Annotated in this window: 22 protein-coding genes; 8 read left to right on the plus strand and 14 right to left on the minus strand. The window is 72.0% G+C overall.

Annotated features, from left to right (window positions below):
• Positions 1–8: 8 nt before the first annotated feature.
• Positions 9–404, plus strand: a complete 396-nt coding sequence (locus HDA32_RS20615; protein ID WP_312863265.1) for a DUF6703 family protein — start codon at positions 9–11, stop codon at positions 402–404.
• 163 nt (positions 405–567) lie between these two features.
• On the plus strand, positions 568–963 hold the full coding sequence (locus HDA32_RS20620) for a Fur family transcriptional regulator (protein WP_179644776.1): 396 nt from the start codon (positions 568–570) through the stop codon (positions 961–963).
• A 281-nt stretch (positions 964–1,244) separates the two neighbouring features.
• Here HDA32_RS20620 and HDA32_RS20625 read toward each other — a convergent pair whose 3' ends face one another.
• From HDA32_RS20625 to recO, 4 genes are all read right to left on the minus strand, one after another.
• The gene (locus HDA32_RS20625) at positions 1,245–2,048 is read right to left on the minus strand and encodes an SGNH/GDSL hydrolase family protein (RefSeq protein ID WP_179644777.1); all 804 of its coding nucleotides are present in this window, start codon (positions 2,046–2,048) and stop codon (positions 1,245–1,247) included.
• A gap of 107 nt (positions 2,049–2,155) precedes the next feature.
• Positions 2,156–2,974 carry an SGNH/GDSL hydrolase family protein gene (locus tag HDA32_RS20630; protein WP_179644778.1) on the minus strand — a complete coding sequence of 273 codons (819 nt, stop codon included), beginning with the start codon at positions 2,972–2,974 and terminating at the stop codon, positions 2,156–2,158.
• Between the two features lie 55 nt (positions 2,975–3,029).
• Positions 3,030–3,872, minus strand: a complete 843-nt coding sequence (locus HDA32_RS20635; protein WP_179644779.1) for an isoprenyl transferase — start codon at positions 3,870–3,872, stop codon at positions 3,030–3,032.
• Positions 3,869–4,600, minus strand: coding sequence for a DNA repair protein RecO (gene recO, locus HDA32_RS20640; protein WP_179644780.1), 732 nt, complete (start codon positions 4,598–4,600; stop codon positions 3,869–3,871). Before recO ends, HDA32_RS20635 begins: the two co-directional genes overlap by 4 nt.
• 421 nt (positions 4,601–5,021) lie before the next feature.
• Here recO and HDA32_RS20645 point away from each other — a divergent pair, with 421 nt between their 5' ends.
• Complete coding sequence (locus tag HDA32_RS20645) at positions 5,022–5,774, plus strand: CAP domain-containing protein (RefSeq protein ID WP_312863266.1); 753 nt, start codon at positions 5,022–5,024, stop codon at positions 5,772–5,774.
• Between the two features lie 83 nt (positions 5,775–5,857).
• Here HDA32_RS20645 and leuA read toward each other — a convergent pair whose 3' ends face one another.
• The 5 genes from leuA to HDA32_RS20670 all read right to left on the minus strand — a co-directional run bounded on the left by leuA (position 5,858) and on the right by HDA32_RS20670 (position 12,687).
• Positions 5,858–7,570: a 2-isopropylmalate synthase gene (gene leuA, locus HDA32_RS20650; protein WP_179644782.1), complete on the minus strand. Its 1,713-nt coding sequence runs from the start codon at positions 7,568–7,570 to the stop codon at positions 5,858–5,860.
• Between the two features lie 270 nt (positions 7,571–7,840).
• Entirely contained in the window at positions 7,841–9,010 is a 1,170-nt protein-coding gene (alc, locus tag HDA32_RS20655) for an allantoicase (RefSeq protein WP_179644783.1), read from the minus strand.
• Positions 9,011–9,094: 84 nt separating this feature from the next.
• On the minus strand, positions 9,095–10,816 hold the full coding sequence (gene gcl, locus HDA32_RS20660; protein ID WP_179644784.1) for a glyoxylate carboligase: 1,722 nt from the start codon (positions 10,814–10,816) through the stop codon (positions 9,095–9,097).
• Positions 10,817–10,957: 141 nt separating this feature from the next.
• Entirely contained in the window at positions 10,958–11,848 is an 891-nt protein-coding gene (locus tag HDA32_RS20665; RefSeq protein WP_179644785.1) for a 2-hydroxy-3-oxopropionate reductase, read from the minus strand.
• A gap of 38 nt (positions 11,849–11,886) precedes the next feature.
• Positions 11,887–12,687 (minus strand): hydroxypyruvate isomerase family protein, encoded by an 801-nt coding sequence (locus HDA32_RS20670; protein WP_179644786.1) that lies wholly within the window; start codon positions 12,685–12,687, stop codon positions 11,887–11,889.
• Between the two features lie 516 nt (positions 12,688–13,203).
• On the opposite strand from HDA32_RS20670, the gene uraD reads away from it, so the two are divergent.
• From uraD to HDA32_RS20690, 4 genes are all read left to right on the plus strand, one after another.
• The gene (gene uraD / locus HDA32_RS20675; RefSeq protein ID WP_179644787.1) at positions 13,204–13,740 is read left to right on the plus strand and encodes a 2-oxo-4-hydroxy-4-carboxy-5-ureidoimidazoline decarboxylase; all 537 of its coding nucleotides are present in this window, start codon (positions 13,204–13,206) and stop codon (positions 13,738–13,740) included.
• The gene (uraH, locus tag HDA32_RS20680) at positions 13,737–14,087 is read left to right on the plus strand and encodes a hydroxyisourate hydrolase (protein ID WP_179644788.1); all 351 of its coding nucleotides are present in this window, start codon (positions 13,737–13,739) and stop codon (positions 14,085–14,087) included. The genes uraD and uraH overlap by 4 nt, the downstream gene beginning before the upstream one ends.
• Positions 14,088–14,240: 153 nt before the next feature.
• Positions 14,241–15,134: a factor-independent urate hydroxylase gene (pucL, locus tag HDA32_RS20685; protein WP_179644789.1), complete on the plus strand. Its 894-nt coding sequence runs from the start codon at positions 14,241–14,243 to the stop codon at positions 15,132–15,134.
• A 312-nt stretch (positions 15,135–15,446) separates the two neighbouring features.
• The gene (locus HDA32_RS20690) at positions 15,447–16,979 is read left to right on the plus strand and encodes a nucleobase:cation symporter-2 family protein (RefSeq protein ID WP_179644790.1); all 1,533 of its coding nucleotides are present in this window, start codon (positions 15,447–15,449) and stop codon (positions 16,977–16,979) included.
• A gap of 305 nt (positions 16,980–17,284) precedes the next feature.
• Here the strand turns inward: HDA32_RS20690 and allB are convergent, their stop codons facing one another.
• On the minus strand, positions 17,285–18,640 hold the full coding sequence (gene allB, locus HDA32_RS20695) for an allantoinase AllB (protein ID WP_179644791.1): 1,356 nt from the start codon (positions 18,638–18,640) through the stop codon (positions 17,285–17,287).
• A 179-nt stretch (positions 18,641–18,819) separates the two neighbouring features.
• Positions 18,820–20,058, minus strand: a complete 1,239-nt coding sequence (locus HDA32_RS20700; protein ID WP_179646834.1) for a DUF6986 family protein — start codon at positions 20,056–20,058, stop codon at positions 18,820–18,822.
• Between the two features lie 373 nt (positions 20,059–20,431).
• On the opposite strand from HDA32_RS20700, the gene HDA32_RS20705 reads away from it, so the two are divergent.
• Positions 20,432–21,250 carry an IclR family transcriptional regulator gene (locus HDA32_RS20705; protein WP_218882539.1) on the plus strand — a complete coding sequence of 273 codons (819 nt, stop codon included), beginning with the start codon at positions 20,432–20,434 and terminating at the stop codon, positions 21,248–21,250.
• A gap of 248 nt (positions 21,251–21,498) precedes the next feature.
• On the opposite strand, the gene era is transcribed toward HDA32_RS20705, so the two are convergent.
• The 3 genes from era to HDA32_RS20720 all read right to left on the minus strand — a co-directional run bounded on the left by era (position 21,499) and on the right by HDA32_RS20720 (position 24,332).
• Positions 21,499–22,467, minus strand: coding sequence for a GTPase Era (gene era / locus HDA32_RS20710; RefSeq protein WP_179646836.1), 969 nt, complete (start codon positions 22,465–22,467; stop codon positions 21,499–21,501).
• Positions 22,468–22,562: 95 nt separating this feature from the next.
• Positions 22,563–22,919 (minus strand): cytidine deaminase-like protein, encoded by a 357-nt coding sequence (locus tag HDA32_RS20715; RefSeq protein WP_179644792.1) that lies wholly within the window; start codon positions 22,917–22,919, stop codon positions 22,563–22,565.
• A gap of 42 nt (positions 22,920–22,961) precedes the next feature.
• Complete coding sequence (locus HDA32_RS20720) at positions 22,962–24,332, minus strand: hemolysin family protein (RefSeq protein ID WP_179646837.1); 1,371 nt, start codon at positions 24,330–24,332, stop codon at positions 22,962–22,964.
• Positions 24,333–24,358 lie beyond the last annotated feature (26 nt).

A 24,358-nucleotide genomic window follows, 5' to 3' on the forward strand; every position in this document is an offset into this window, starting at 1 on the left:
GGAGCCGCGTGTCCCCCAAGCGCAAGAACTCCCGCAAGAGCCGCCCCTCCCCTGGTCGGCGCGGTGCGGGCCGGCCGGCCCGCCCGCTGCCGGAGGGTGACGCGTTCTACACTCCGGACGCCGGCGGGGTGCGGCGCCGGATCGAGCAGCGCAGTGCGGTCGCCCTGGTGTGGCTGCACAACGCCCCCCGCTGGATCCTGCCCGTGGCCATGGCGCTCGTCTTCGTCTCCGGGCTGCTGCTCGCGGGGATCGCCGGCGCGCTGCTGCTGGCCGCGCTCGCGCTGTTCTTCACCTGGCTGGCCTTCCTCGCCTGGCCCACGCTGCGCGGAGCGGAGCGGGCCATGCGCTGCGTCGTGGTGGTCACCCTGCTCGGCCTGGCGGTGCTGCAGACCGGAATATTTTGACAATCGTTTTCATTCTGCTGAGAGTAGACAGGGGCGTCCCCCGATGACCGCTGCGGCAGGGTCGCCCACGGCGGCGCCCGGGCCGCCGCCCACGCGCCCCGCGATGGGCGGGGCGGCGCTACGGTCGATACGATGCCCCAGACCGAGCAGGGAGCACACCGACATGAGCACACGTCGCGAGACCGTACGCCAGGCGCTGAACGAGAGCAGCGGCTTTCGCAGCGCCCAGGATCTCTACGCCGACCTGCGCGCCGAGGGCTCCAAGATCGGACTCACCACGGTGTACCGAGCGCTGCAGGCGCTGAGCGACGCGGGCGAGATCGACGTCCTGCGCACCGACGACGGCGAGGCCGTCTACCGCGCCTGCGTCACCGGTTCGCACCACCACCACCTGGTCTGCCGCTCCTGCGGCAAGGCGGTGGAGATCGAAGGGCCCACGGTGGAGAAGTGGGCCGAGGCCATGGCCTCCCAGCACGGGTTCGTGGAGCTCACGCACACCGTGGAGGTCTTCGGCACCTGCGCCGACTGCGCCGGGGCGCGAAAGGCGCGGCGGCGCTAGATCGTTGACGGGAGAGGGCGGGCCTGCTTCCAGGCCCTGCTGCAGTCCTGCGGGCCTGGTGGGGCTGTTGTCAGCGCGCAGCGTCCGGCGACGCGAAAGGGCGCGGGACTCCCACTGCTCAAGGCCCCGGCCCCCAAGGCGGGAGACCGGCGGAGAAGGTGCGGCGCGACCTTTCGCGCCGCCACCGCCGGCGCGCTGACAGCGGCCTTCCCAGGTCACCAGGGGGAATGGAGGACCGCGACCACAGTCCTCCAACCCCCCGTCAACGATCCGGCCCTCCGTCAGCGCAGCCGCTCCAGGTTCGGGCGCTTGGGGCCCAGCCCGTCGCCCGATGAGCGGCCGGTGAGGCGGCGGCCGATCCAGGGCACCAGGAACTCCCGGGCCCAATGCAGGTCCGCCTGGCGCGCCGCGCGCCAGGCGAGCGGCGCCTCCAGCGGCCACGGCTCGTCCCAGCGCCCCTCCACCGGCACCCCGAGCACCTCGCAGGCCTTGAGCGCGAGCCTGCGGTGCCCCTCGGGCGAGGGGTGCAGCCGATCCCGGTTCCAGGCCCGCCGGTCCTGGAAGAACCGCAGGTTCCACAGGTCGATGACGGAGCAGCCGTGGGCGTCGGCGATGCCCCGCAGATGCATGGTGTAGGTGGCGATCTTGCCCCGCAGGTGCCGCATGACCGGCTGGAATCCGGTGTCGACGCCGGTGAGGACCACCACGTGGGCGCCGGTCCCGCGCAGTCGCGCGACCGCGTGCCCGAAGATCCGCGCCACCTGGTCGGGGTCGCCGCCCGGCCGGATGATGTCGTTGCCGCCGGCGCAGACGGTCACCGGGTCGGGGCGCAGCTCCACCGCGCGCGGCACCTGCTCGTCGACGATCTGGCGGATCAGCCTGCCGCGCACCGCGAGGTCGGCGTAGCGCACCTCGGCGGCGTGGTCGGCCAGGTGCTCGGCCAGCCGGTCGGCCCAGCCCCGGTACCGGCCCTGCGGCAGGCTCCCGCTGTCCGGATGGGGGTCGCCGAGGCCCTCCGTGAAGCTGTCACCGAGGGCCACGTAGGAGACGTCGGCACTGCCCTGACCGATGCGAAAGCCGCTCACTGTAGACGATGATGCACGCCGAATCCATGGTTACTCGACAGCAGGTTCGGGGATTCCGGCCTTTTGTAGCGCGGGTCACGCGGGAGCTCCCGGCGTGCGCTCCCGGATCAGCGCCGGATCTCCTCCGCCGGCCGCTCGACCTTCTCCAGATCGGGCCGCTTGGCCGTCACGGTGTCACCGGAGGAGCGGCCGGTCAGCCGGCGGCCGACCCACGGCGCGAGGAAGGACCTGGCCCACTGCACGTCATCGCGGCGGGCCGCGCGCCAGCTCGGCGCCGTCGCGGGCGGCCACGGCTCGTCCCAGCGCCCCTCCGCCGGCACCCCGAGCGTCTCGCACGCCTTCAGCGCGACCCTGCGGTGCCCCTCGGGGGACATGTGCAGCCGGTCGGTGTCCCAGGCCCGCACATCGGTCAGCACGTCCATCGACCACTGGTCGACCACGTGGCAGCCGTGGCGGTCGGCGATCGAGCGGATGCCCATGAAGTACCGGGCGAACGTGCCGATCAGGGCGCGCATGTAGCCGGTGGTGAAGTTCACGCCGGTGAACAGTACGACCTCGCAGCCGGCCTCGCGCAGCCGGCGGACGCCGTGCTCCAGGACGCGTGCGAGCCTGTCGGGGTCGGCGCCGGGGCGCAGCAGGTCGTTGCCGCCCGCGCTGAAGGTCACCAGGTCGGGGCGCACCTCCAGCACCCGCGGAAGCTGGTCCGACATGACCTGGCGCAGCAGCTTGCCGCGCACCGCGAGGTTGGCGTAGCGCACCTCGGCGACGTTGTCGGCCAGGTGCTCGGCGAAGCGGTCGGCCCAGCCGCGGAACTCCCCGTGGCGGCCCGCGGCCTCAGCGGGGTAGGGGTCGCCGACCCCCTCGGTGAAGCTGTCGCCGATCGCCATGTAGGAGAGCGTGGCGCGGTTCAGATCGATTGCACTCATGGACGTCCCGTTCCTCTTCCTCGTTCACGCGCGGTCGCGCGCCCTGTCCCCTCGCTCACCCCTCCTGCGGGTGCTCCGCCGGGGCCGGTTCGACCGGATTGGGCACGGCGCCCCCGTAGCGGCGGTCGCGGCTGGCGAAGACCTCGCACGCGTGCCACAGGTGGCGGCGGTCGAAGTCGGGCCAGAGCGTGTCGAGGAAGACGAACTCGGCGTAGGCGGACTGCCAGAGCAGGAAGTTGGAGAAGCGCTGCTCGCCCGAGGAGCGCACGAACAGGTCGACATCGGGGATGTCGGGTTCGTCCAGGTACTTGGCGAGCGTGGACTCGGTGACCCTGTCCGGGTTGATCCGGCCGGCGGCGGCCGCGCGGGCGACCTCGGCCGCGGCGTCGGCGATCTCGGCCCGGCCGCCGTAGTTCACGCAGAACTGCAGGGTGAGCCGGGTGTTGTGCTTGGTGAGCTCCTCGGCCTCCTCCAGCTCCTTGATGACGCTCTTCCACAGCCGACCGCGCCGCCCGGCCCAGCGCACCCTGACTCCGCGGGCGTGCAGCTCGTCGCGGCGGCGCCGGATGACCTCGCGGTTGAAGCCCATGAGGAAGCGGACCTCCTCGGGCGAGCGCTTCCAGTTCTCGGTGGAGAAGGCGTAGGCCGACAGGTAGGGGACGCCGAGCTCCAGCGCCCCTTCCAGGACGTCGAACAGGGAGCTCTCCCCGGCCCGGTGCCCGTCGGTGCGCGGCAGCCCCCGCTCCTTGGCCCAGCGGCCGTTGCCGTCCATGACGATGGCCACGTGCCGGGGCACCAGCTCGCGCGGCAGCTCGGGCGGCCGCGCGCCGCTGGGATGCGGCACCGGCGGCGCGTACTGCCGGGAGGACTTCGCTGAGAGAGGGTTGTACAGGCTCACGCACGCTCCACATGGCGCAATGATCGGATTCCGTTTTCCAGGTGCCACTGCAGGTAGGCGGCGACCAGGCCGCTGCACTCGCTGCGGTGCCGCCCCTCGCTGGCGTCGGCCCCGGCCCAGTCGCCGCGCAGCAGCGCCAGCATCAGCCGCACCGTCTCCGGCGCGGGGCTCGCCGATCCCGCGGGCCGGCACACCGAGCACACCGTACCCCCGGCGTGTACCGCGAAGCTGCGGTGGGCCCCGTGCGAGCCGCAGCGCGCGCACTCCTGGAGCGCGGGTGCGTAGCCGGCGACCGAGAGCGAGCGCAGCAGGTAGGCGTCGAGAACCAGCCGGGGGTCGTGGTCGTTCTCCCCCAGCGTGCGCAGCCCTCCGATGAGCAGCAGGAACTGCCGCAGGGCCGGGTCCTTCTCCACGATGACGATCTTCTCGGCGGTCTCCAGCATCGCCGTGCCCGCCGTGTAGCGCGGGTAGTCGGTGACGATCGGCGCGCCATAGGCCCGCAGGGTGTCGGCCTGGGTGATCACGTCCAGCGTGCGGCCGGTGTAGAGCTGGAGGTCGACGTGGGTGAAGGGTTCCAGCCGGGCGCCGAAGCGGGACTTCGTGCGCCGAACGCCCTTGCCGACCGCGCGGACCAGCCCGGTGCGCCGGGTCAGCAGGGTCACGATGCGGTCGGCCTCCCCCAGCTTCTGGGTGCGAAGGACGACGCCCTCGTCGCGGTAGAGGCTCACGTCCCCATTGTCCCCGATCGCGCGCTCGCGGGCGAACCCCGGGCGGCGCCGACCGATGTCCGATGATCGGGGCCACGCAGGGGGTCGGCTGCCGCGGTGCGCGCACGCCGCCGACGGCACAGCGGATCCGGGCCCTGAGACCCCGCTTCGCCCCGCGAACGCAGCAGTCGGAGCTCGGCGAGCCGACCAGGCAGATCACCGGTTGATAACGCCTTTTGCCGCGTTTTGGTCTACTATCACGCGCCAATGGCACATTCCACAGCACCGATTGGGGGCACCACGGATGCCACGCGGTAATGGGAACCACCGAAGGTCGAAGGCCGGCAGGGCCCGCGGCGGGGACGACCGCCGCGGTTCGCGCCGCAGGGCGGCGCCGGCCCCGGCACGGTGGCCCCGGCCGGCCATCGGTGCGGTCGCGGCCGTGCCCGTGGGCCTCGGTCTGGCGGCGGCCCTGATCCTCGCCTCGCCGCCCTCCGGCGACATCGAGCAGCAGGCCGACGACCTGAACGCGGTCGCCCCCGACGAGGCGCTGCCCCCCACCGGCTTCTTCCCCGACTCCTCCCCCGCCGAGAGCACGGCCTCCCCGGCCCCCGCTCCCCCGCCCGAGAGCGACCCCGGTGCCACCGGCGGCGGCGAGGCCACCGGCGGCACCGAGCTCCGGGCCGAGGCGAGCCCCGAGCAGAGCGAGCGCCCCTCCGACGATTCCGACGATTCCGACGACTCCGGGTCCGGCGGCGGGGACTCCGACGGCGGCGGACCGGGCGGCGGCTCCGGCTCCGGTCCGGGATCCGGCGGTGACGGCGGCGCGAGCGCCCTGGCCGCCCAGGTCGTCGACCTCACCAACGCCGAACGCGCCGACGCGGGCTGCGCACCGCTGCGGATCGAGGAGCGGCTCGTCACCGCCTCGCGGTCCCACAGCGACGACATGGCGGCGCGGGACTACATGGCGCACGAAAGCCCCGAGGGCGAAGGACCGGGCGAGCGCGCGGCCGAGGCCGGCTACGACGCCTGGTCCGGCGAGAACGTCGCCGCGGGCTACTCCTCGGCCGAGGCCGTCATGGAGGGCTGGATGAACAGCCCCGGCCACCGCAGGAACATCCTCGACTGCGACAGCCGCGCGATCGGCGTCGCCGAGACCGACGGCTACTGGACCCAGATGTTCGGCAGGAAGTGAACTCGCCGATCTTGACCTTGTCGGGCCTGAAAACGCTGCGATAACCCGACAAGGTCAAGATCGGCGGAAATGCGGCTGTCGCCTCAGCCGCGCGCGGCGTGGTTGACCGCGCTGCACACGGCCTTCAGCGAGGCCGTGGTGATGTTGCTGTTGATGCCCACGCCCCAGACCGTGCGGCCGCCGTCCACCTCGGCCTCGACGTAGGCCGCGGCGCGGGCGTCGCCGCCCTCGCTCATGGAGTGCTCGCTGTAGTCCACCACGCGCACCTTCACGCCGACCTCGGCCAGCGCGTCGACGAAGGCGGAGATGGGGCCGTTGCCGGTGCCGGTGATCTCACGGATCTCGCCCTGGGTGCGCACGTCGGCGCTGACCCGGTAGGAGCCGTCGGCGGTGGTCTCGGAACGGTGCGCCATCACGCCCAGGGGGCCGTCCTCGGCCAGGTAGGTGGCGGTGAAGACCTCCCAGATGCGCTCGGCGGCGAACTCCCCGCCCTCGGTGTCGGTGAACTCCTGCACCGCATGGGAGAACTCGATCTGCAGGCGGCGCGGCAGGTCCAGGGCGTGGTCGCGGTGCAGGATGTAGGAGACCCCGCCCTTGCCCGACTGGCTGTTGACCCGGATGACGGCCTCGTAGTCGCGGCCGACCTCCTTGGGGTCGATCGGCAGGTAGGGCACCTTCCACGGGTGCCGCTCGACCGGCGTGCCCGCGGCCTCGGCCTCGCGCTCCAGCGCGATCAGGCCCTTCTTGATCGCGTCCTGGTGCGAACCGGAGAACGCCGTGTAGACCAGGTCGCCGCCGTAGGGGTGGCGCGGCGCGACGGGCAGTTGGGTGCAGTGCTCGACGATGCGGCGGATCTCGTCGATGTCGGAGAAGTCGATCTGCGGGTCGACGCCCTGGCTGAACAGGTTCATGCCCAGGGTGACCAGGCAGACGTTGCCGGTGCGCTCGCCGTGGCCGAACAGGCAGCCCTCGACGCGGTCGGCCCCGGCCATGACGGCCAGCTCGGCGGAGGCCACCCCGGTGCCGCGGTCGTTGTGCGGGTGCACCGACAGGCAGACGTACTCGCGCCGCGACAGGTTGCGGCTCATCCACTCGATCTGGTCGGCGTAGACGTTGGGCGTGGCCCGTTCGACGGTGGCCGGCAGGTTCAGGATGATCTCGCGGCCGGGGCCGGGCCGGTAGACGTCCATCACCGCCTCGCAGACCTCCAGGGCGAAGTCCAGCTCGGTGTCGATGAAGATCTCCGGCGAGTACTCGTAACCGAAGTACTCGGTGTCGCCCAGGTACTCCTCGGCGAACTTCAGCACGTGCCGGGTGCCGTCCACCGCGATGGCCTTGCAGGCGTCCCGGTCGACGCCGAACACCACGCGGCGAAACTCCGGCGCGGTGGCGTTGTACAGGTGCACGGTCGCGCGCTTGGCGCCCACCAGGCTCTGCACGGTGCGCTCGATCAGGTCCTCGCGCGCCTGGGTCAGCACCGAGATCTGCACGTCGTCGGGGATCGCGTCGCCCTCGATCAGCGAGCGGACGAACTCGAAGTCGGTCTGGCTGGCCGAGGGGAAGCCGACCTCGATCTCCTTGTAGCCCATGCGGACCAGCAGGTCGAAGATCTCCCGCTTGCGCTCGGGGTCCATCGGCTCGATCAGGGCCTGGTTCCCGTCGCGCAGGTCGGTGGACAGCCAGCGCGGGGCCTTGGTGATGGTCGTGGACGGCCAGGTGCGATCGGGCAGATCGACGGCCGGAAAGGGCTGGTAGCGCTGGAAGGGCATACCACTGGGCTGCTGCTGCGGCACCATGAAAGAGGCTCCTTGAAAAGAAATGCTCGCGGTCGAAAAGGCCGACAAGACAAGCCGAAGCCCCGCGGCGAGGGAGCCGGCCTATCGGCCCCCGCCGCGGCCGCTAAGAAGGAGCAGCTCGCGCAGCATAACGTTCATCACCGTAGCAGACCCTGAAACCGGTCCGTGACCTGCCCCGCTCGCCGGACGGGAAAAGCGGGTGAAGAGAGCGGGAACGAGAGACGCCGCGGCGGCCGCACCGACCCGCCGCGGCGTTCTCCCGCGGTGCGGCTACCGCGCGTCGGCGGCCGGTCCGCGCACGGCGTCGGCCAGCGCGGCGGGGAGCCCGTCCGCCTTCTCGATCGGGCGGGCGGCCAGCACGTCGGCGATCTGCGCACCGGTCAGGCCGAAGGTGCTCAGGGCCGCGTCGGCCTGCGCCCGCGGCAGCGCGTTCAGCCAGCGCAGCCACAGCGCGCAGCGGCCGTCGGCGGAGGGGGTGCCCACGGCCCTGAAGCGTGCCAGGCCCCCGTCGGGGTAGACGTCCAGTCGCAGCCTGGTGGCCGGCCGGGGGGTCTGCACGACGAATCGGTGCCGGGTGTCGGGCAGCAGGTCGGTGCGCTCGAGGAGGGTGAACCACGCGCCCTCGTCGGCGGGGTCGGAGGCGGTCTCGTCGCATCCGGTCACCCGCGCCGCGCCCGGGGCGTTGAACAGGAAGTAGCTGGTGTCGAGCTCCAGCATCCGGACCTCGCCGCAGCCGGCCAGCGCGAACTCCACCCAGTCGTTGCCGCCGTCGCGGCGGCGGGCGTTCTCCCAGCCCTCGCCCATGATGCGGGCGCGCCCGGGCGAGATGAGGTTGGCCGGCGAGGAGTAGAACTCGTTGCTGCACCCGACGACGCGGCCGCCGTTCTCCAGCGCGGCCAGGTCGAGGCCGCCGGTGACGAGGAGGCGGGGGTCGACGACGGCCTCGCCGTGCACCCTGAAGCGGGCGATGCCGCCGTCGGGGTACATGGTGAGCCGCACGTGGGTGTAGCGGTGCGGGTCGGTGACGGCGAACGGGTTGGCGGCGTGGCCGCTGACCGGCGACCTCGGCACGATCGTGGTCCACTCGGCTTCGTTGAGCTGCTCCACCGTCGGGTGGCCCTCGAAGCCGGCCGCCTCCACCGAGACCTCCGGCGGGTAGTTGCCCTTGAACCACGCGGTGTCGACGACCACGCCGTGGACGACACCGGGCGCGCCCAGCCGGACGACGGCCCAGTCGTGGCCGGGAGTCCTCCGCCTGCGGGTCTCCCACCCGTCGTAGACCTTGCCCTTGTGCCCGAAGTCCGACTCGTCGAACAGCGGGGCCGTCGGCTTGATGAGGTTCTCGCGCTCGGCGAAGGACTCATCGTTGGCGTAGACGACGGCGCCGCCGAGGGAGCGGACGGCGAGATCGGGGAAACGGAGGAACTCCTGGTCGGTCACGAACTCTCTCTCCTTGTGGAAGGGAATGACCGGGGCGGCGGCCGCCGCCCCGGTTCCTGGGCGCGGCCCGGCCGGGGCGACCGGCTAGGCCGCGGGCTCGCCGGGGAGCGGCTCGAACTCCTTGACGGCGTCGATGGAGGGGCCGTGCGGCGTGTTGGCCTCCCGCTCGATCATGATCTCGACCAGCACCGGCCGCGAGGTCGCCTGGGCCTGCTTGCGCGCCCACTCCAGCGTCTCGCGGATCTGCGCCGGGTCGAGGACGCGGCGGCCGGAGCAGCCGTAGGCCTCCATGATCTTGACGTTGTCCGAGCCGAACTCGTCGTAGTGGATGTCGACCTCGAAGTTCATGTCGAACGGGATCTCCGCTTGACGGATGAGGCCGAGGTACTCGTTGTTCAGCATGATGAGGACGTAGGGAACGTTGTACTGCGCCGCGACGGCCAGTTCCTCCACCATGTACTGGAAACTGTAGTCGCCGACGATACCGACGACCTCGGCGTCGGGCTCGGTGGCCTTCAGCGCCTTCTTGACGCCGATCGCGGCCGGGATCTCCCAGCCGAGCGGGCCGGCCTGGCCGCAGATCTGGTAGTGCCGCGGCAGGGAGGCCTTCTGGTGCTGGCCGCCCCAGATCTGGTACAGGCCGATCGCGGTCACGAAGTAGGTGTCGGCGTCGAAGACCTCGTTGATCTCCTTGTACACCCGCGGGGCCTTGATCGGGGCCGAGTCGAAGTCCTCGCGCCGGGTCAGCGTGGCGCGCAGCTCCTGGATCCGGGAGACCCACGTGCCCGCTTCCCGCCCGGCGCCGCGCCGCTTGGCCGCGTCGAGCAGCGCCCGCAGGAAGCGCCTGGTGTCGGAGACGATGCCGAGGTCGGGCTGGAAGACCTTGCCGATCTGGGTGGGCTCGATGTCGACGTGGATGAACTTGCGCTCACCGCGGTAGACGTCGAGGGTGCCGGTGTGCCGGTCGCCGAAGCGGGCGCCCAGCGCCAGCACCAGGTCCGACTCCAGGAACGAGGCGTTGCCGTAGCGCTGCGAGGTCTGGATGCCGGCCATGCCGGAGTACAGGGCGTGGTCCTCGTCGATGGAGCCCTTGCCCATGAGCGTGACCTGCACCGGGATCTGCAGGTACTCGGCCAGCTCGACGAGCTCCTCGTGCGCCCCGCCGGTGATCACGCCGCCGCCGGACAGCAGTAGCGGGCGCTCGGCCGCCAGCAGCATGTCCAGGGCGCGCTCGACGCGCGGCAGGTGCGGCTCGACTGCGGGGACGGGCAGCGGCGCGTCGATGCCGGAGTCCCACTCGATGATCTCCTTCTGCACGTCCAGCGGCAGGTCGATCAGGACCGGGCCGGGACGGCCGGAGCGGGCGATGCGGAACGCCTCGCGGAAGATCCACGGGGCCTGCGCGGCCTCCTTGACCTGCACCGCCCACTTGGTGACCGGCTTGGCGATATCCACGATGTCGACGGCCTGGAACGCCTCCTGGTGCAGCTTGGTGCTGACCGCCTGGCCGGTGATGCAGATGATCGGGATCGAGTCGGCGATCGCGGTGTAGAGGCCGGTGATCATGTTGGTGCCGGCCGGGCCTGAGGTGCCGACCGCGACGCCGACGTTGCCCGTGGTCCGGGCCCAGCCGTCGGCCATGTGGGTGGCGCCCTCTTCGTGCCGGACGATGAGGTGTTCGATGCCGCTGCCCTGCAGGGCGGCGTAGAACGGCAGGATGGCGGCCCCGGGGCAGCCGAAGATCGTGTCGACGCCTTCGGAGCGCAGCACGTCGACGACGGCGCGCATGGCGGGTATCTGTACCATTTGGGGAAACCCTTCAGTGCTAGGGGGTTGGGGGACCGCCGGCGGGCTCTTGGGTGCGGCCAACACCCAGGCGATCCGGCCCTGACGCTAAGCGCGAGCGCCGGACGCCGTGCCCGCTGGCGGAAACCCGTTGCTTCGCCGCTACCGCTCCCCGGCGGAGAGCTGCTCCACGATCTTGAGCAGTGCGGAGTGGTCGAGTCCGCCGTGGCCCTGGGCCTTGAGCGCGCCCACGAACTGCGCCACGAGCGCGCCCAGCGGGATCGCGACGCCGGCCTCGCGGGCCGCGGTCGTCACGATCTTCATGTCCTTGTCGTGCAGGGCGATCCGGAAGCCCGGCTCGAACCGCCGGTGGCGCATCGCCTCGCCCTTGCGGGTCATGACGGTGCTGCCGGCCAGTCCGCCGTTGAGGACCTCCAGCCCGGCCTCGGTGTCGACGCCGTGCGCCTCAAGGAAGACCAGCGCCTCGGCGACGAGCTGGATGTTGCCCGCCACGATGAGCTGGTTGGCCGCCTTCACCGTCTGGCCGGCGCCCGAGGGGCCGACGTGCACCGGGGTCGTGCCGAGCACGTCGAAGACCGGCCTGGCGGTCGCGAAGTCGGCCGTGTCGCCGCCGACCATGATGGACAGCTTCGCCTCGACGGCACCGGCCTCGCCGCCGCTGACCGGGGCGTCGAGGACCCGGAAGCCGCGCTTCGCGCCCTCTTCGGAGACCGTGCGGGCGACGTCGGGGCGGATGGTGCTCATGTCGATGACGAGGGCCCCGGACGCCGCGTTGGCGAACACGCCGTCCTCGCCGAGGAGAACGGCCTCGACGTCCGGGGAGTCGGGGACCATCGTGATGACGGCGTCGGCGCCGCCGACCGCCTCGGCGATGGAGCCCGCGGCCTTGCCGCCCTCGGCGGCCAGCCGCTGGGTCCTTTCGGCTTCGAGGGTGTAGCCGGTGACCTCGAAGCCGGCCTTGACGAGGTTGATCGCCATGGGCAGGCCCATGATGCCGAGGCCGACGAAGGCGATGCTGCGCACCTGGGTCATTGAACGTCCTTTCCTGGTTGCTGTTGCGGCGGTCGGGCTCAGCGCCCGATCCAGCCGAAGCTCTCGGTGGTGGGCACGGTCGGCTTGTACTCCAGGCCCACGTAGCCCGCGTATCCCTTGGACTGGGCCGCGGCCAGGAGCTCGGGCAGCGGCAGCCCGCCGGTTCCGGGCTCGCCGCGGCCGGGGGCGTCGGCGATCTGGATGTGGCCGAACTCCGCGGCGTGCCGCTCGACCACCGCGGCGACGTCGTCGCCGTTGACCGCCAGGTGGAAGAAGTCGGCGAGCAGCGCGACGTTGTCGGCGCCGTTGCGCCTGGCCGCGGCCACGATCTCCAGGCCCTCGGCCGCGGTCGTGAGCGGGTAGCCGGACGCGCCGCTGACCGGTTCGATCAGGACGGTGCCGCCGATGGCGTCGACCGCCTTCGCTGCCGCGGTGATGCTCTCCAGCGCCACCCGGTCGGATTCGGCCGGGTCGACGCCCTCCTCGCGCAGGCCGTAGAGGGCGTTGAAGCCCTTGGTCCCCAGGCGGCGGCCGATCTCGACGACGACGTCGATGTTGTCGCGGAACTCTCCCGCCCGCGACGGCGAGGACAGCACGCCGCGGTCACCGGCCGGCATGTCGCCGGCGAAGAAGTTCAGGCCGCTGAGCTCGACCCCGGCGTCGGTGACGGCCCGGACGAAGGCGTCGACATCGGCGTCGTCGGGGACCGGGCGGGTGAACGGCCACCAGAACTCGACGGCGTCGAATCCGGCGGCGCGCGCCGCGGCCGGGCGTTCGAGCAGGGGCAGCTCGGTGAAGAGCAGCGAGCAGTTCACCGTGTAGCGCAGTGAGTGGCCCATGGACCCGCCTCCTTCCTCCCCGTCGCGTCGGGCGATCGCACCCCCGACACGGGAAGATTTCTCAATGTGGAATCTACTTTTCACTTGAAGGAATCAGCTCCGAGTTTGCGCCCGGTCGCCGAGCTTGTCAACCGCTCCGTCGGATCTCGTCCGGCCCGCCCCCACCGGACCCGGGCCATCGGCGGATCCGCATCGGCCACCGGCGCGCGGGGCGGGGCCCCGCGAGTGCGGGGAGGCGGACCCGGGAATCCTTCTCCTCGACGGATGCGCACCGGGCCGACCCGATGTGAATTCATCCCGCCGAGGGTGTTGACAGGCAACCGAGCCGCCGGTCTACAGTCCGTAATACAAAACCAAGTTTCTGCACTACGAAATTCGGTTGTCCCGCAGGGATACTCCGCGAAAACGCGGACGCCGCCCATTGGCACGGGCCGCACAGCCACCTCCCGACGGCCCCGTCCGGGACCGGGGACGCGCGCCCGCCGATCCCGGGGACACCGCCCGTCTGGAGAGCACATGTCCGACAGCACCCGCGCCGGAGCGGTCACCGATTCCGGGCTCGCGCGGATCAACGCGCTGGACGCCGAAGCGTTCCGCACCGAGTTCACCCAGTGCCTCGACATCGACCGCTGGGTGAACGCCCTGGAGAGCGGGCGCCCCTTCGGCACCCGGCGGGAACTGCTCGACGCCGCCGACGCCCGCGCCCGCGAGATCACCGACGCGGAGGTGGCCGAAGCCCTGGCGCGCCACCCGCGGATCGGCGAGCGCGCGCGGGGCAGGGGCACCGAGGCCGCCTGGTCGCGCGGCGAGCAGGCCGGGATGGACAGCGCGCAGGACGAGGTCCAGGAGGCCATGCGCGCCGGCAACGCCGAGTACGAGCGCCGCTTCGGACAGATCTACCTGGTGTGCGCGAGCGGCCGCTCCAGCGAGGAGCTGCTGGCCGACCTCAGGGGCCGGCTGGACAACGACCCGGGCACCGAGGCCCGGATCGTCGCCGAGGAACTCCGCAAGATCGCGCTGCTGCGCGTTGGAAAGGTGCTCGACGCGTCATGACGACACCCAGCCACGTGACGACGCACGTCCTGGACGCCGCCCTCGGGCGGCCGGCCGCAGGGGTCCCCGTGGTCCTGGAGGCCGCCGGCGCCGAAAAGGCCTCGTGGAGGCCGGTGGCGAGCGGTACCACCAACGACGACGGGCGCGTCCCCGACCTCGGCCCCGAACGGCTGTCCGCCGGGGTCTACCGCGTCACCTTCGACACGGCGGACTACTTCGAACGCACCGGCCAGCGGGGCTTCTACCCCGAGGTCACCGTGGTCTTCGAGATCGCGGACGAGGACGCGCACTACCACGTGCCGCTGCTGCTCAGCCCGTTCGCCTTCTCCACCTACCGGGGCAGCTAGCCCTCTCCGGCTCCACCACCGAGTGCGTGATAGGTCCTTCCGCTGTCAGCGGTCCTCCCTCGGGCGCACCCGTCCGGGCCGTCAGGTCCGGCCCCGGGCGGAAAACTCCGCAGTACCGACAGAACCGTTCACCACCCAAGGAGTTGACCCGAAATGGCGATCCGTCTCGGAGACAACCAGTACGGCAAGGCCGAGGTGCGCCTGGTCCGCATCAACCGCGACAGCGACGTCCACACCATCAAGGACGTGAACGTCACCTCCCAGCTGCGCGGCGACTTCGAAGCGGTGCACACCGAGGGCGACAACGGCAACTGCGTGGCGACCGACACCCAGAAGAACACCGTCTACGCGTTCGCCAGGAGGTACGGCGTCGGCGCGATCGAGGACTTCGCGCTGCGCCTGGCCCGGTACCACGTCGACACCTTCGACCAGGTACACGGCGCCCGCCAGGAGATCGAGGAGTACTCCTGGAACCGGATCGACACCGCCGCGGGCCCGCACGACCACTCCTTCGTCCGCCGGGGCGGGGAGACCCGCACCACCGTCGTCACCAAGGACGGCGACCGGGAGTGGGTCGTCTCCGGCTTCGAGGGCCTGACCGTCCTGAAGTCGACCGGCTCGGAGTTCCACGGCTACCCCAAGACCGAGTACACCACGCTGAAGGAGACCACGGACCGGATCCTGGCCACCGACGTCAAGGCCCGCTGGCGCTACATCGGCACCGACCTCGACTGGGACAAGACCTACGCCTCCATCACCTCGATCATGCTGGAGGCCTTCGCCGAGACCCACAGCCTCGCGCTGCAGCAGACGCTGTACCGGATGGGCGAGGCCGTACTGGAGGCCCACCCCGAGGTGGCCGAGGTCAGGTTCTCGATGCCGAACAACCACCACTTCCTGGTGGACCTCTCCCCGTTCGACCTGGACAACCCCAACGAGGTCTTCTTCGCGGCCGACCGGCCCTACGGCAAGATCGAGGCGACCGTCCTGCGCGACGACGCCCCCGAGCCCGGCCGGGCCTGGGAGACCGTTCCGGGCTTCATCTGAGAAACGGACGCTCCACGAGCACCGCGGGCGCCCGCTCCGCCATGCGCCGGCGCCCGCCGCCTCGCTCCCGCCGGTACCGCCTCCGGCGGCGCGACCGACCCCTGACCGCGCCGCCGCCGGTCACCCACCTCACGACCTCCGCCCGGGACGCGGCAGCCGGCCCGGGCGGACCGTCAGCACCGTACGGCTGACGGCCGCAGCGGTCCCGATACGCGGAAGGGACCGCACCCGACACAACACGGACGGCCGACCGCGATCGGGAGTGAGTACCGCCGCGAGCCGGCCATGACCTCAAGGGGCTGGAAACTGGCCATGAGATTCCGCAAGAGCGCGAACAGTGCCTCGGCCACAACAGACGCCACCGACAACGCTGCGAGCCGTCCGGAGGACGAGAAGCTCCCCCCGAAACTGCTGCTGCTCTACGGGCTGCAGCACATCCTCACCATGTACGCCGGCGCCGTCGCCCCCGCCCTGGTCATCGGCGCCGCCGCCGGACTGGACGGGGGCGACCTCGGCGTCCTGGTCAGCGGCGCCCTGCTGGTCGCCGGCATCGCGACCCTGCTGCAGACGATCGGCGTCCTGCGCGTCGGCGCGCAGATGCCCATCGTCGTGGGATCGTCGTTCGTCCCGGTCAGCGCCATGACCGCCATCGCGACCGACCAGGGAATGCCGGTGGTGTTCGGCGCCTCCCTCGTCGGCGGGGTCTTCGCCTTCCTGCTGACCCCGTTCTTCGGTCAGCTCATCCGCTTCTTCCCGCCGGTGGTGACGGGCAGCCTGATCACCGTCATCGGCCTGTCGCTGATGCCGGTCGCCGCCGGATGGGTGATCAACGGCGCCGAGGGCGGCGTACCGGCCCTGGGCGACCTCGGGCTGGCCGGCGCCACCCTCGCCTTGGTGCTGCTCTTCTCCCGGGTGCTGCCCGGCCTGCTCAGCCGCATCTCGATCCTGCTGGGTCTGATCGCCGGCACCCTGCTGGCCATCCCGTTCGGCAAGGCCGACTTCAGCCAGATCGGCGCGGGCGCGGTGTTCTCGGTCGGCTCCCCGCTGCACTTCGGCGGCTTCCAATTCGAGACCGCGGCGATCCTGACGATGTGCGTGGTCATGCTGGTGGTCCTCACCGAGGGCGCCTCGCACATCATCGCCGTCGGCGAGATCATCGGCACCAAGGTCGACAGCAAGCGCATCGCCGCCGGACTGCGCGCCGACGTGAGCGCCTCCATCGTCGGCCCGATCTTCAACAGCACGCCGGGGAGCTCGTTCGCGCAGAACATCGGCCTGATCGCGCTGACCAGGGTCAAGAGCCGCTACGTCGTGGCCACGGGCGCGGGGATGCTCATCGTCCTGGGCCTCTTCCCCGTCCTGGGCCGACTCGTCGCCGCGATCCCGATGCCGGTGCTCGGCGGCGCGGGCCTGGTGCTCTTCGGCACCGTCGCGGCCAGCGGCATCCGCACCCTGGGCAAGGTCGACTTCGACGACAACCTCAACCTGATCATCGTCGCCACGTCGCTGGGCTTCGGGATCATCCCGCTGGCCGTGCCGGCCTTCTACGACGGCTTCCCCGACTGGCTCGCGCTGATCCTGCACTCCGGCATCGTCGGCGCCGCGATCGTCGCGATCGTGCTCAACATCTGCTTCAACATCATCGGCGGCGGGCGCTACGAGGAGGGGCCGTCGGTCTTCGCCGCGGCGCCCACCCTGGACCGCGACTACCCCGAATCCGCGGCCGAACCCGGCTCCGCCCCCCGGGAGGAGGAGTCCCCGCAGGTGCCCGTCCAGGCACCCTCCGGGGAGGACGCGCCGGCCGGCGCCGAGAGCGACGACCGCCTCGCACCCCGGCACGACTGAGGGTCCCATCGAAGATGCACGCCCCGGGCGCATGTGGCGCGCCCGGGGCGCTTCGCCTCCCCGCAGTCGCCCCTTGAACGGGTGGCCACAGGGGTCGGCTGCCGCAGTGCGCGTAGCGCCGGCGGCGCAGCGGGCCCGCGCGCATTTTCGGAGAAGCACCGCAGAACGGACACCTTGTGCGCCCGCCCGGGTCCACTGCCGCCCTTGGTGCCGCTTCCCAGGACGCCCGCCGCCCGGCAGCGAACAAGGCCGCACGGCAGGCCCTTGGCCACCGGACCGACCGCACCCCGGCGCTCCCGCTGGCGTCAGGAGGAGCGGCGCAGCAGGCGGCCCCCGGGGTGGGCGGGGTCGACCGGCTCGCCGCGCAGCCAGGTCCGGCGGACGGCGCCCTTGAGCTCGAGGCCGTCGTAGGCGCTCACCCGGTTCCTGTGCTGCAGCGCCGCGACGTCGACGCGGACGGTCTCCTCCGGAGCCACGACCGCGAAGTCGGCGTCGTTGCCGGCGACCAGGCCGCCCTTGCCCGCGACGCCGGCGATCTCGGCCGGGCGGCGCGACATCCAGCGCACCATGTCGGCCAGGGTGAAGCCCCGGGCCGCGGCCTCGGTCCAGACGGCGGAGAACCCCACCTGCAGCCCGGACACCCCGCCCCACGCGGTCCCGAAGTCACCGGTGTCGAGGGTCTTGAGGTCCGGCGTGCTGGGCGAGTGGTCGCTGACCACGCAGTCGATGAGCCCGTCGGCCAGCGCCTGCCACAGGGCGGCGCGGTTGGCCTCGCCGCGGATCGGCGGGCAGCACTTGAACTGCGTGGCGCCCGCCGGGACCTGCTCCGCGACGATCGTCAGGTAGTGCGGGCAGGTCTCCACCGTGAGCGGGACCCCGTCGGCCTTGGCCTCGGCGATCAGGGGCAGCGCCGTGGCGCTGGACAGGTGCAGGATGTGCGACCGGGTCCCGGTGCGCCGCGCCGTCTCGATCACCAGGGCGATCGCCGCGTGCTCCGCTTCGTCCGGACGCGAGGCGAGGAACGACGCGTACTCGCGGCCCCGGGCCGCCGGCGCGCCGTCGAGCACGCCGGGGTCCTCGGCGTGCACGATGATCAGCCCGCCGAAGGCGCCGATGGCCGCGGCGGCGGTGCCGAACTCATCGGGCGCCAGGTGGCCGAACTCCTCGACGCCCGAGGGCGAGAGGAACGCCTTGAAGCCCTGGACGCCCTCGTCGTGCAGCGCCTTGAGCTCCCCGGTCGTGCCGGGGCGGCTGTTCTCGGGTACGGCGCCGCCCCAGAAGCCGACGTCGACGGCGACCTGGTCGCGCGCGGCGTCGCGCTTGGCCGCCAGCCCCTTGACCGTCGTGGTGGGCGGCACGCTGTTCAGCGGCATGTCCACGATGGTGGTCACGCCGCCGGCCGCGGCCGCGCGGGTGGCGCTGGCGAACCCCTCCCATTCGGTGCGGCCGGGCTCGTTGACGTGCACGTGGCTGTCCACCAGGCCCGGCAGCAGCACCTCGTCGTCGCTGAGCTCCACGGTGCGCGCCGCGTCGAGGCGCGCACCGTGGTCGGCGATCTCGGCGATGCGCCCCTCGCGCACCGCCACGCTGACGCCGCGCTCCCCCTCGGGCGTGATGGCGCGCCGGGCGCGCAGCACAAGATCGAAAACCTGCTCCGTCATCTCTCTCGATTCACTCTCGTCGTCCACACCCGGCCGGGCGGAGATGGCGGACCCCCGCCCGGCCGGGTTGACTTGAAGCAAGGGGTTCCTCCCGGAAACCCCCGCTCCGGCCTGCCCGGAGACCGCCGTCGGCGCCGAGCCGCGTGCGCGGGCTCCGGCGCCGGGGGCGGTCGGCGCCCCTATCCGACTCTGCGGTTGGCGAAGCCCTCCAGGACCGCCCACTCCACGCCCGTGGCCTCGGCGACCTCGGCGTCGTCGAGCGCGCCGCAGTGGCGGCCGCGCACCAGCGCCGAGGCCAGCGCCTGGGCGGTCGCGGGCTCGTCCATGACCGCGCCGCCCGCCGCGGCGAGGTAGGCCTTCAGCCGCGCGGCCGCGGGGGCGAACGCCTCGCGGTAGAAGGCGTAGGTGGCCAGGTAGCGGGTCGGCAACTGGTGCGGGTGCAGGTCCCAACCCTGGTAGTAGGCGCGCTCCAGGGAGCGGCGCACGAGCCGGGCGTGCAGTCCCCACGCCTCGTGCACCTGCTCGGCCGAGCCGACCGGCAGCACGTTGGTGGAGCCGTCGGACAGCCACACCCCGGTTCCGGCCGCGGCCAGTTGCATGACGGCCTTGGCGTGGTCGGCCACCGGGTGCGCCATGCTCTGGAAGGCCGCGGTGACCCCGCAGGCCGCGCTGTAGTCGTAGGTCCCGTAGTGCAGGGCGGTGACCCGGCCCGCACCCGCGCGCATCATCTGCGCGACCGCGGCGGTGCCGTCAGGGGCCATGACCGACTGCGGCGTCTCGATCTGGAGCTCGAACTCCAGCGCGCCGTCGGCCAGGCCCAGCCGCCGCTCCAACTGCTCGGTGACCCAGACCATCGCCTCGACCTGCTGCACGGAGGTGATCTTGGGCAGCGTGAGGACGAGGCCCTCCGGGACGGCGCCGGCCCGCTCCAGGAGGATTTCGAGGAACATGGTGAGGCTGCGCAGGCCGCGGCGCCGACCGGCTGCCTCCATGCCCTTCATCCGGATGCCGAAGTAGGGCGGCGCGACGCCGTCGGCGAGGTCGGCGCACAGTGCCTCGGTCGCCGAGACGAGATCCGCGTCCTCCTGCGCGTCGGACCGCCCGCTGTAGCCGTCCTCCAGGTCGATGCGCAGGTCCTCGACGGGTTCGCGGCGCAGCTTGTCCAGCACCCGCGGGAGGCACTCGGCCACCGCGGCCTCCTCCAGCCCGGTGGCGGCGGCCAGCGTCGCCGCGTCTCCGGCGAACTCCTTCACCGACCGGACCGCCCGCTCGCCCCACTCCCCGGCGATGCCCCGGTGGACCTGGTCGGCGGGGACGTAGACGGTGTGGACCGGCTGGCGCAGCCCCCGGTCGCCGGGGTACTGCCGAAGCAACCGGGCGTCCGCATCGGCGAGCCGCGCGTCCAGGGCGTCGGCCAACTCCGTCAGGCCGCTTCCGGCCACGCCGGTCCCGGCGTCCGAGGATTCCTGCACACCCACTGGCAACCCTTTCCGTTCCGATCCGGTTCGAGGCGGAGATCGCGGGATCACCGAAAAACTCGACCAGAAAACTTTTATATAGCGGACACTAACTTCTACAATCCGGAACAGGCAAGGGGGAGTGGCAGAGAGGAGCGGCAGAGGCGGGACACGAGGAGCCGGAGAACGGGGACGCGCGGAGCCCGGGCCGAGAGGTCGGTCCGGATACGGTTGGCGACAGCGGCTTTTCGTATCGCAGAATGAGAACTCCGAACTTCGGTGACCGCCGACCGGAGCGATCAGTCGGAGCGGTCACGTGATGGGAGTTGGACCTTTGGCAACGTCACAGACAGCGGTCGGAAGCACCGGCGCTGACGACATCGCCGCGGAACCGGAGAACCGAGGACGGCCCGGCGGCGTGCAGTCCCTCGACCGGGCGTTCGCCCTGCTCGAGATCATGGCCGACGCCGGAGGGGAGATCTCGCTGAGCCAGCTCGCGAGCTCCTCCGGCCTGCCCCTGCCCACCATCCACCGGATCATCCGCACACTGCTGGGCAACGGCTACGTCCGCCAGCTCCCCTCCCGCCGCTACGCCCTGGGCCCCCGGCTGATCGGGCTGGGCGAGAGCGCGTCGCGGATGCTCGGCACGTGGGCGCGCCCGCACCTGGCCCAGCTCGTGGACGACCTCGGCGAGACCGCGAACCTCGCCATGCTCGACGGCGACAAGGTGGTCTACGTCGCCCAGGTCCCCTCACCGCACGCCATGCGGATGTTCACCGAGGTCGGCCGGCGGGTGCTGCCGCACTCCGCCGGCGTGGGCAAGGCGCTGCTGGCCCAGCTGCCCGAGAACGAGGCCCTGGCGACCGTGCGCCGCACCGGCATGCCGGCCGCCACCGACCGCACGCTCACCACCCCGGACTCCTTCGCCGCGGAACTGGCGCGCATCCGCGAGCAGGGCTACGCCATCGACGACGGCGAGCAGGAGATCGGCGTGCGCTGCCTGGCCGTTCCGGTGCTCGGCGGCCCCGCCATGATGGCGGTGTCCATCTCGGGCCCCGAGTCGCGGATGAGCTGGGAGTTCGTGGAACAGGCCGCACCGATCGTGCAGCGCACGGCGGTCAGTCTGGCCGGCGACCTCAACCACCAGAACTAGCGCGAGGACCGCCGCAGGACATAAGTCCGCGGTGACTGGGCGATCCTCGCGCGTGGCCGAAGGCCCATCAAGGGATCGCCCCGGCGCCGCGTCATCCCCGCCTCCGCTCTGTGTGCCAGACCGAAACCACGGTGTCGATCTGCGCCCCCGGACGTCCCGTGCGTCACTTCCGTCTTCGGGCCGAGGCTGGAGCTCACCCCGAGATCGGCGGTGACGGGCTCGGCGCATCGGCGGTGCGGGCGCCCCGGTCAGACCTGCTGGTCGAAGCCGAGCCTGCGGAGCTGCTTGGGGTCGCGCTGCCAGTCCTTGGCCACCCGCACCCGCAGGTCCAGATAGACCCGGCTGCCCAGCAGCGCCTCGATCTGCTTGCGGGCGCGGGAGCCGACGTCGCGCAGCCGGGCGCCCTTGGCGCCGATCACGATGGCCTTCTGGCTGGGGCGCTCCACGTAGAGCGAGGCGTAGATGTCGATGAGCTCCCTGCCCGGCGCGGCGTCCCCCCGCTGGGCCATCTCCTCGACCACCACGGCGATCGAGTGCGGAAGCTCGTCGCGCACGCCCTCCAGCGACGCCTCCCGGATGAGCTCGGCGACCAGCATCTCGTCGGGCTCGTCGGTGAGGTCGCCGTCGGGGTAGAGCGGCGGCCCCTCGGGCAGGTGGCCGCAGAGCACATCGGCGACGGTGTCGAGCTGGTAGTCCCCGTTCGCCGAGACCGGCACGATGTCGGCCCACTCGCCCAACCGGGAGACCGCCAGCAGCTGCTCGGTCACCTGCTCGCGATCCGCGGTGTCGGTCTTGGTGACGATCGCGACGACCGGGGTGTCCTTCTGCGCGGCGAGCTCGCGGGCGATGTAGGTGTCGCCGCGCCCGATGGGCTCGTTCGCCGGGACGCAGAACCCGATCACGTCGACCTCGACCAGCGTGGAGCGCACCAGGCTGTCCAGCCGCTCTCCCAGAAGCGTGCGCGGTTTGTGCAGCCCCGGGGTGTCGACGATGATCAACTGGGCGTCCTCGCGGTGCACGATGCCCCGCACGGTGCGCCGCGTGGTCTGGGGGCGGTTGCTGGTGATCGCCACCTTCTGCCCCACCAGCGCGTTCATCAGCGTCGACTTGCCCACATTGGGACGTCCGACGAAGCAGGCGAACCCGCTGCGGAAGCCCTCCGGGTAGGAGGGCATCGGCAGCGGCACCCGCAGCTTCTCGAGATCGAGGTCGTCCATCAGTCCATAGTCCATGTCTTCGGCGCCGGCCCCGCCCCTCCCCGGCCCGAACCGGACGGAACGGCGCCGATGAGGGCGGGATCGGCGGGGGAACGTCAGTCGCGCGCGATGCTCGTGGGCGTGCCGTCGGGCGCCGCGAGCAGCACGACGCCGGTCTTGAGCTCACGGGCCGCGGCGAGGTCGGCCGCCGCCGGCCGGTCGGCCTCGGTGACGACGACGGCCGCCTCCAGCGCGGTCGCACCGCTGGAGACTGCGGCGGCCACGGCGGCCTGCAGCGCGGTCAGCTCCAGAGCGCTCAGCGCCACGGTGGTGGCGACGTAGGTGCGACCGGTCTCATCGCGCACCGCGGCGCCTTCGGCCGCGGCGTTGCGCGCTCGCGAGGAACGGGCCAGCGTGATGAGCTTGGCGTCCTCGTGATCGATGTCCTCGATCCGCGGGGTCGGGTCGGTCACGTCGGTTCTCTCCTTGGCTGGTTGCGGTGGCGGTCGGCGCGGTCAGGACTGGATCCGGCCGGAGTCGTGCTGCTCCGCCTGGACCGGCGCCTTCTCCACCAGGACCGTCGCGGTCTGGTTGCGGCGGCCCGAAGGGTCCTCGGCGGTGAGCCGGAGACCGGCGTAGCAGGCCTGGGAGCCGGTGATCGGCACGCGGCCCAGCGCGTAGGCCAGCAGGCCGCCGACGGTCTCGACGTCGGTGACGTCGATCTCCACGTCGAACAGCTCGGCGAGCTCGCCCAGCGGCAGCCGCGCGGTCACGCGCGCCCGGTGGTCGCCGAGGCGCTCGATCGGCGGCACCTCGTCGTCGTACTCGTCGGTGATCTCGCCGACGATCTCCTCCACGATGTCCTCGATGGTCACCAGGCCGGCGGTGCCGCCGTACTCGTCGATCACGACGGCCACGTGGATCCGCTGCCGCTGCATGTCCCGCAGCAGCTCGTCGATGGGCTTGGAGTCGGGGACGTAGGTCGCCGCGCGCATGATGTCGCGGACCGTGCGGTTCTCGTCGGGCGCCTCGCTCCCGCCGTCCTCGGCCGTCCTGGCCGTCCACTCGTCGCGCAGCCTGGCCACGACATCCTTGAGGTAGACGATGCCCACGACGTCGTCCTCGTCCTCCCCCGCGACCGGAATCCGGGAGAAGCCGCTGCGCAGCGCTATGGAGAGCGCGTCGTCGACACCGGCGCCGTGGTCGATGAACACGATGTCGGTGCGCGGGACCATGACCTCGCGCACCGAGGTGTCGTCGAGCTTGAACACCGAGTGGATCATCTGACGCTCTTCGGGGTGGATCGCGTGCCCCTGCTCGGCGAGGTCGACGAGGTAGCGCAGCTCGTCCTCACTGGTGAACGGCCCCTCCCGGTCGCCCTTGGCGCGCGGCGTGAACGCCTGGCCGAGCAGGACCAGCAGTTGGGCCAGCGGCCCGAGCACCAGCGTCACCGCGTGGACGATGGTGGTACTGGCCATCGCGACCGCGGCGGGGAACTGCCGGCCGAGGATGCGCGGGGTGACGCCGATCAGCACGTAGTTGACCGGGATCATCACGGCCGCGGCCAGTAGGACCGCCGGCCAGCCGAAGCCGAGCCAGTCGATGAGCCCGACCACCAGGGCCAGCGCCGCCAGCACCTCGCAGGTGACCCGCAGCAGCAGGACCATGTTGAGGTAGCGGGCGGGATCGGCGGCGATGACCTCCAGGCGACGCACCCAGCGCTGCTCGCCGCGGCCGATGAGCTCGGCCACGCCCGTGCGCGAGGCCCGGGTCAGCGCGACCTCCGCGCTCACGAAGAAGGCGGCGAACAGGGAGAGCAGGACCGCGCAGCCGAACGCGATCCCCAGTTCCGCGGCCTCCCGACCGCTGACGAACAGCGGGTCCATGGCGAACGGAGCCGGGATCGAACCGG

The sequence above is a fragment of the Spinactinospora alkalitolerans genome, assembly GCF_013408795.1.
Taxonomy (GTDB): domain Bacteria; phylum Actinomycetota; class Actinomycetes; order Streptosporangiales; family Streptosporangiaceae; genus Spinactinospora; species Spinactinospora alkalitolerans.

What these genes read in the sequence shown, in the direction of transcription:
- HDA32_RS20620 (WP_179644776.1), top strand. Translation starts at nt 568, where the DNA reads ATGAGCACACGTCGCGAGACCGTACGCCAGGCGCTGAACGAGAGCAGC.
- HDA32_RS20630 (WP_179644778.1), bottom strand. Translation starts at nt 2,974, where the DNA reads ATGAGTGCAATCGATCTGAACCGCGCCACGCTCTCCTACATGGCGATC.
- leuA (WP_179644782.1), bottom strand. Translation starts at nt 7,570, where the DNA reads ATGGTGCCGCAGCAGCAGCCCAGTGGTATGCCCTTCCAGCGCTACCAG.
- gcl (WP_179644784.1), bottom strand. Translation starts at nt 10,816, where the DNA reads ATGGTACAGATACCCGCCATGCGCGCCGTCGTCGACGTGCTGCGCTCC.
- HDA32_RS20665 (WP_179644785.1), bottom strand. Translation starts at nt 11,848, where the DNA reads ATGACCCAGGTGCGCAGCATCGCCTTCGTCGGCCTCGGCATCATGGGC.
- HDA32_RS20670 (WP_179644786.1), bottom strand. Translation starts at nt 12,687, where the DNA reads ATGGGCCACTCACTGCGCTACACGGTGAACTGCTCGCTGCTCTTCACC.
- uraD (WP_179644787.1), top strand. Translation starts at nt 13,204, where the DNA reads ATGTCCGACAGCACCCGCGCCGGAGCGGTCACCGATTCCGGGCTCGCG.
- uraH (WP_179644788.1), top strand. Translation starts at nt 13,737, where the DNA reads ATGACGACACCCAGCCACGTGACGACGCACGTCCTGGACGCCGCCCTC.
- pucL (WP_179644789.1), top strand. Translation starts at nt 14,241, where the DNA reads ATGGCGATCCGTCTCGGAGACAACCAGTACGGCAAGGCCGAGGTGCGC.
- HDA32_RS20690 (WP_179644790.1), top strand. Translation starts at nt 15,447, where the DNA reads ATGAGATTCCGCAAGAGCGCGAACAGTGCCTCGGCCACAACAGACGCC.
- allB (WP_179644791.1), bottom strand. Translation starts at nt 18,640, where the DNA reads ATGACGGAGCAGGTTTTCGATCTTGTGCTGCGCGCCCGGCGCGCCATC.
- era (WP_179646836.1), bottom strand. Translation starts at nt 22,467, where the DNA reads ATGGACGACCTCGATCTCGAGAAGCTGCGGGTGCCGCTGCCGATGCCC.
- HDA32_RS20720 (WP_179646837.1), bottom strand. Translation starts at nt 24,332, where the DNA reads ATGGACCCGCTGTTCGTCAGCGGTCGGGAGGCCGCGGAACTGGGGATC.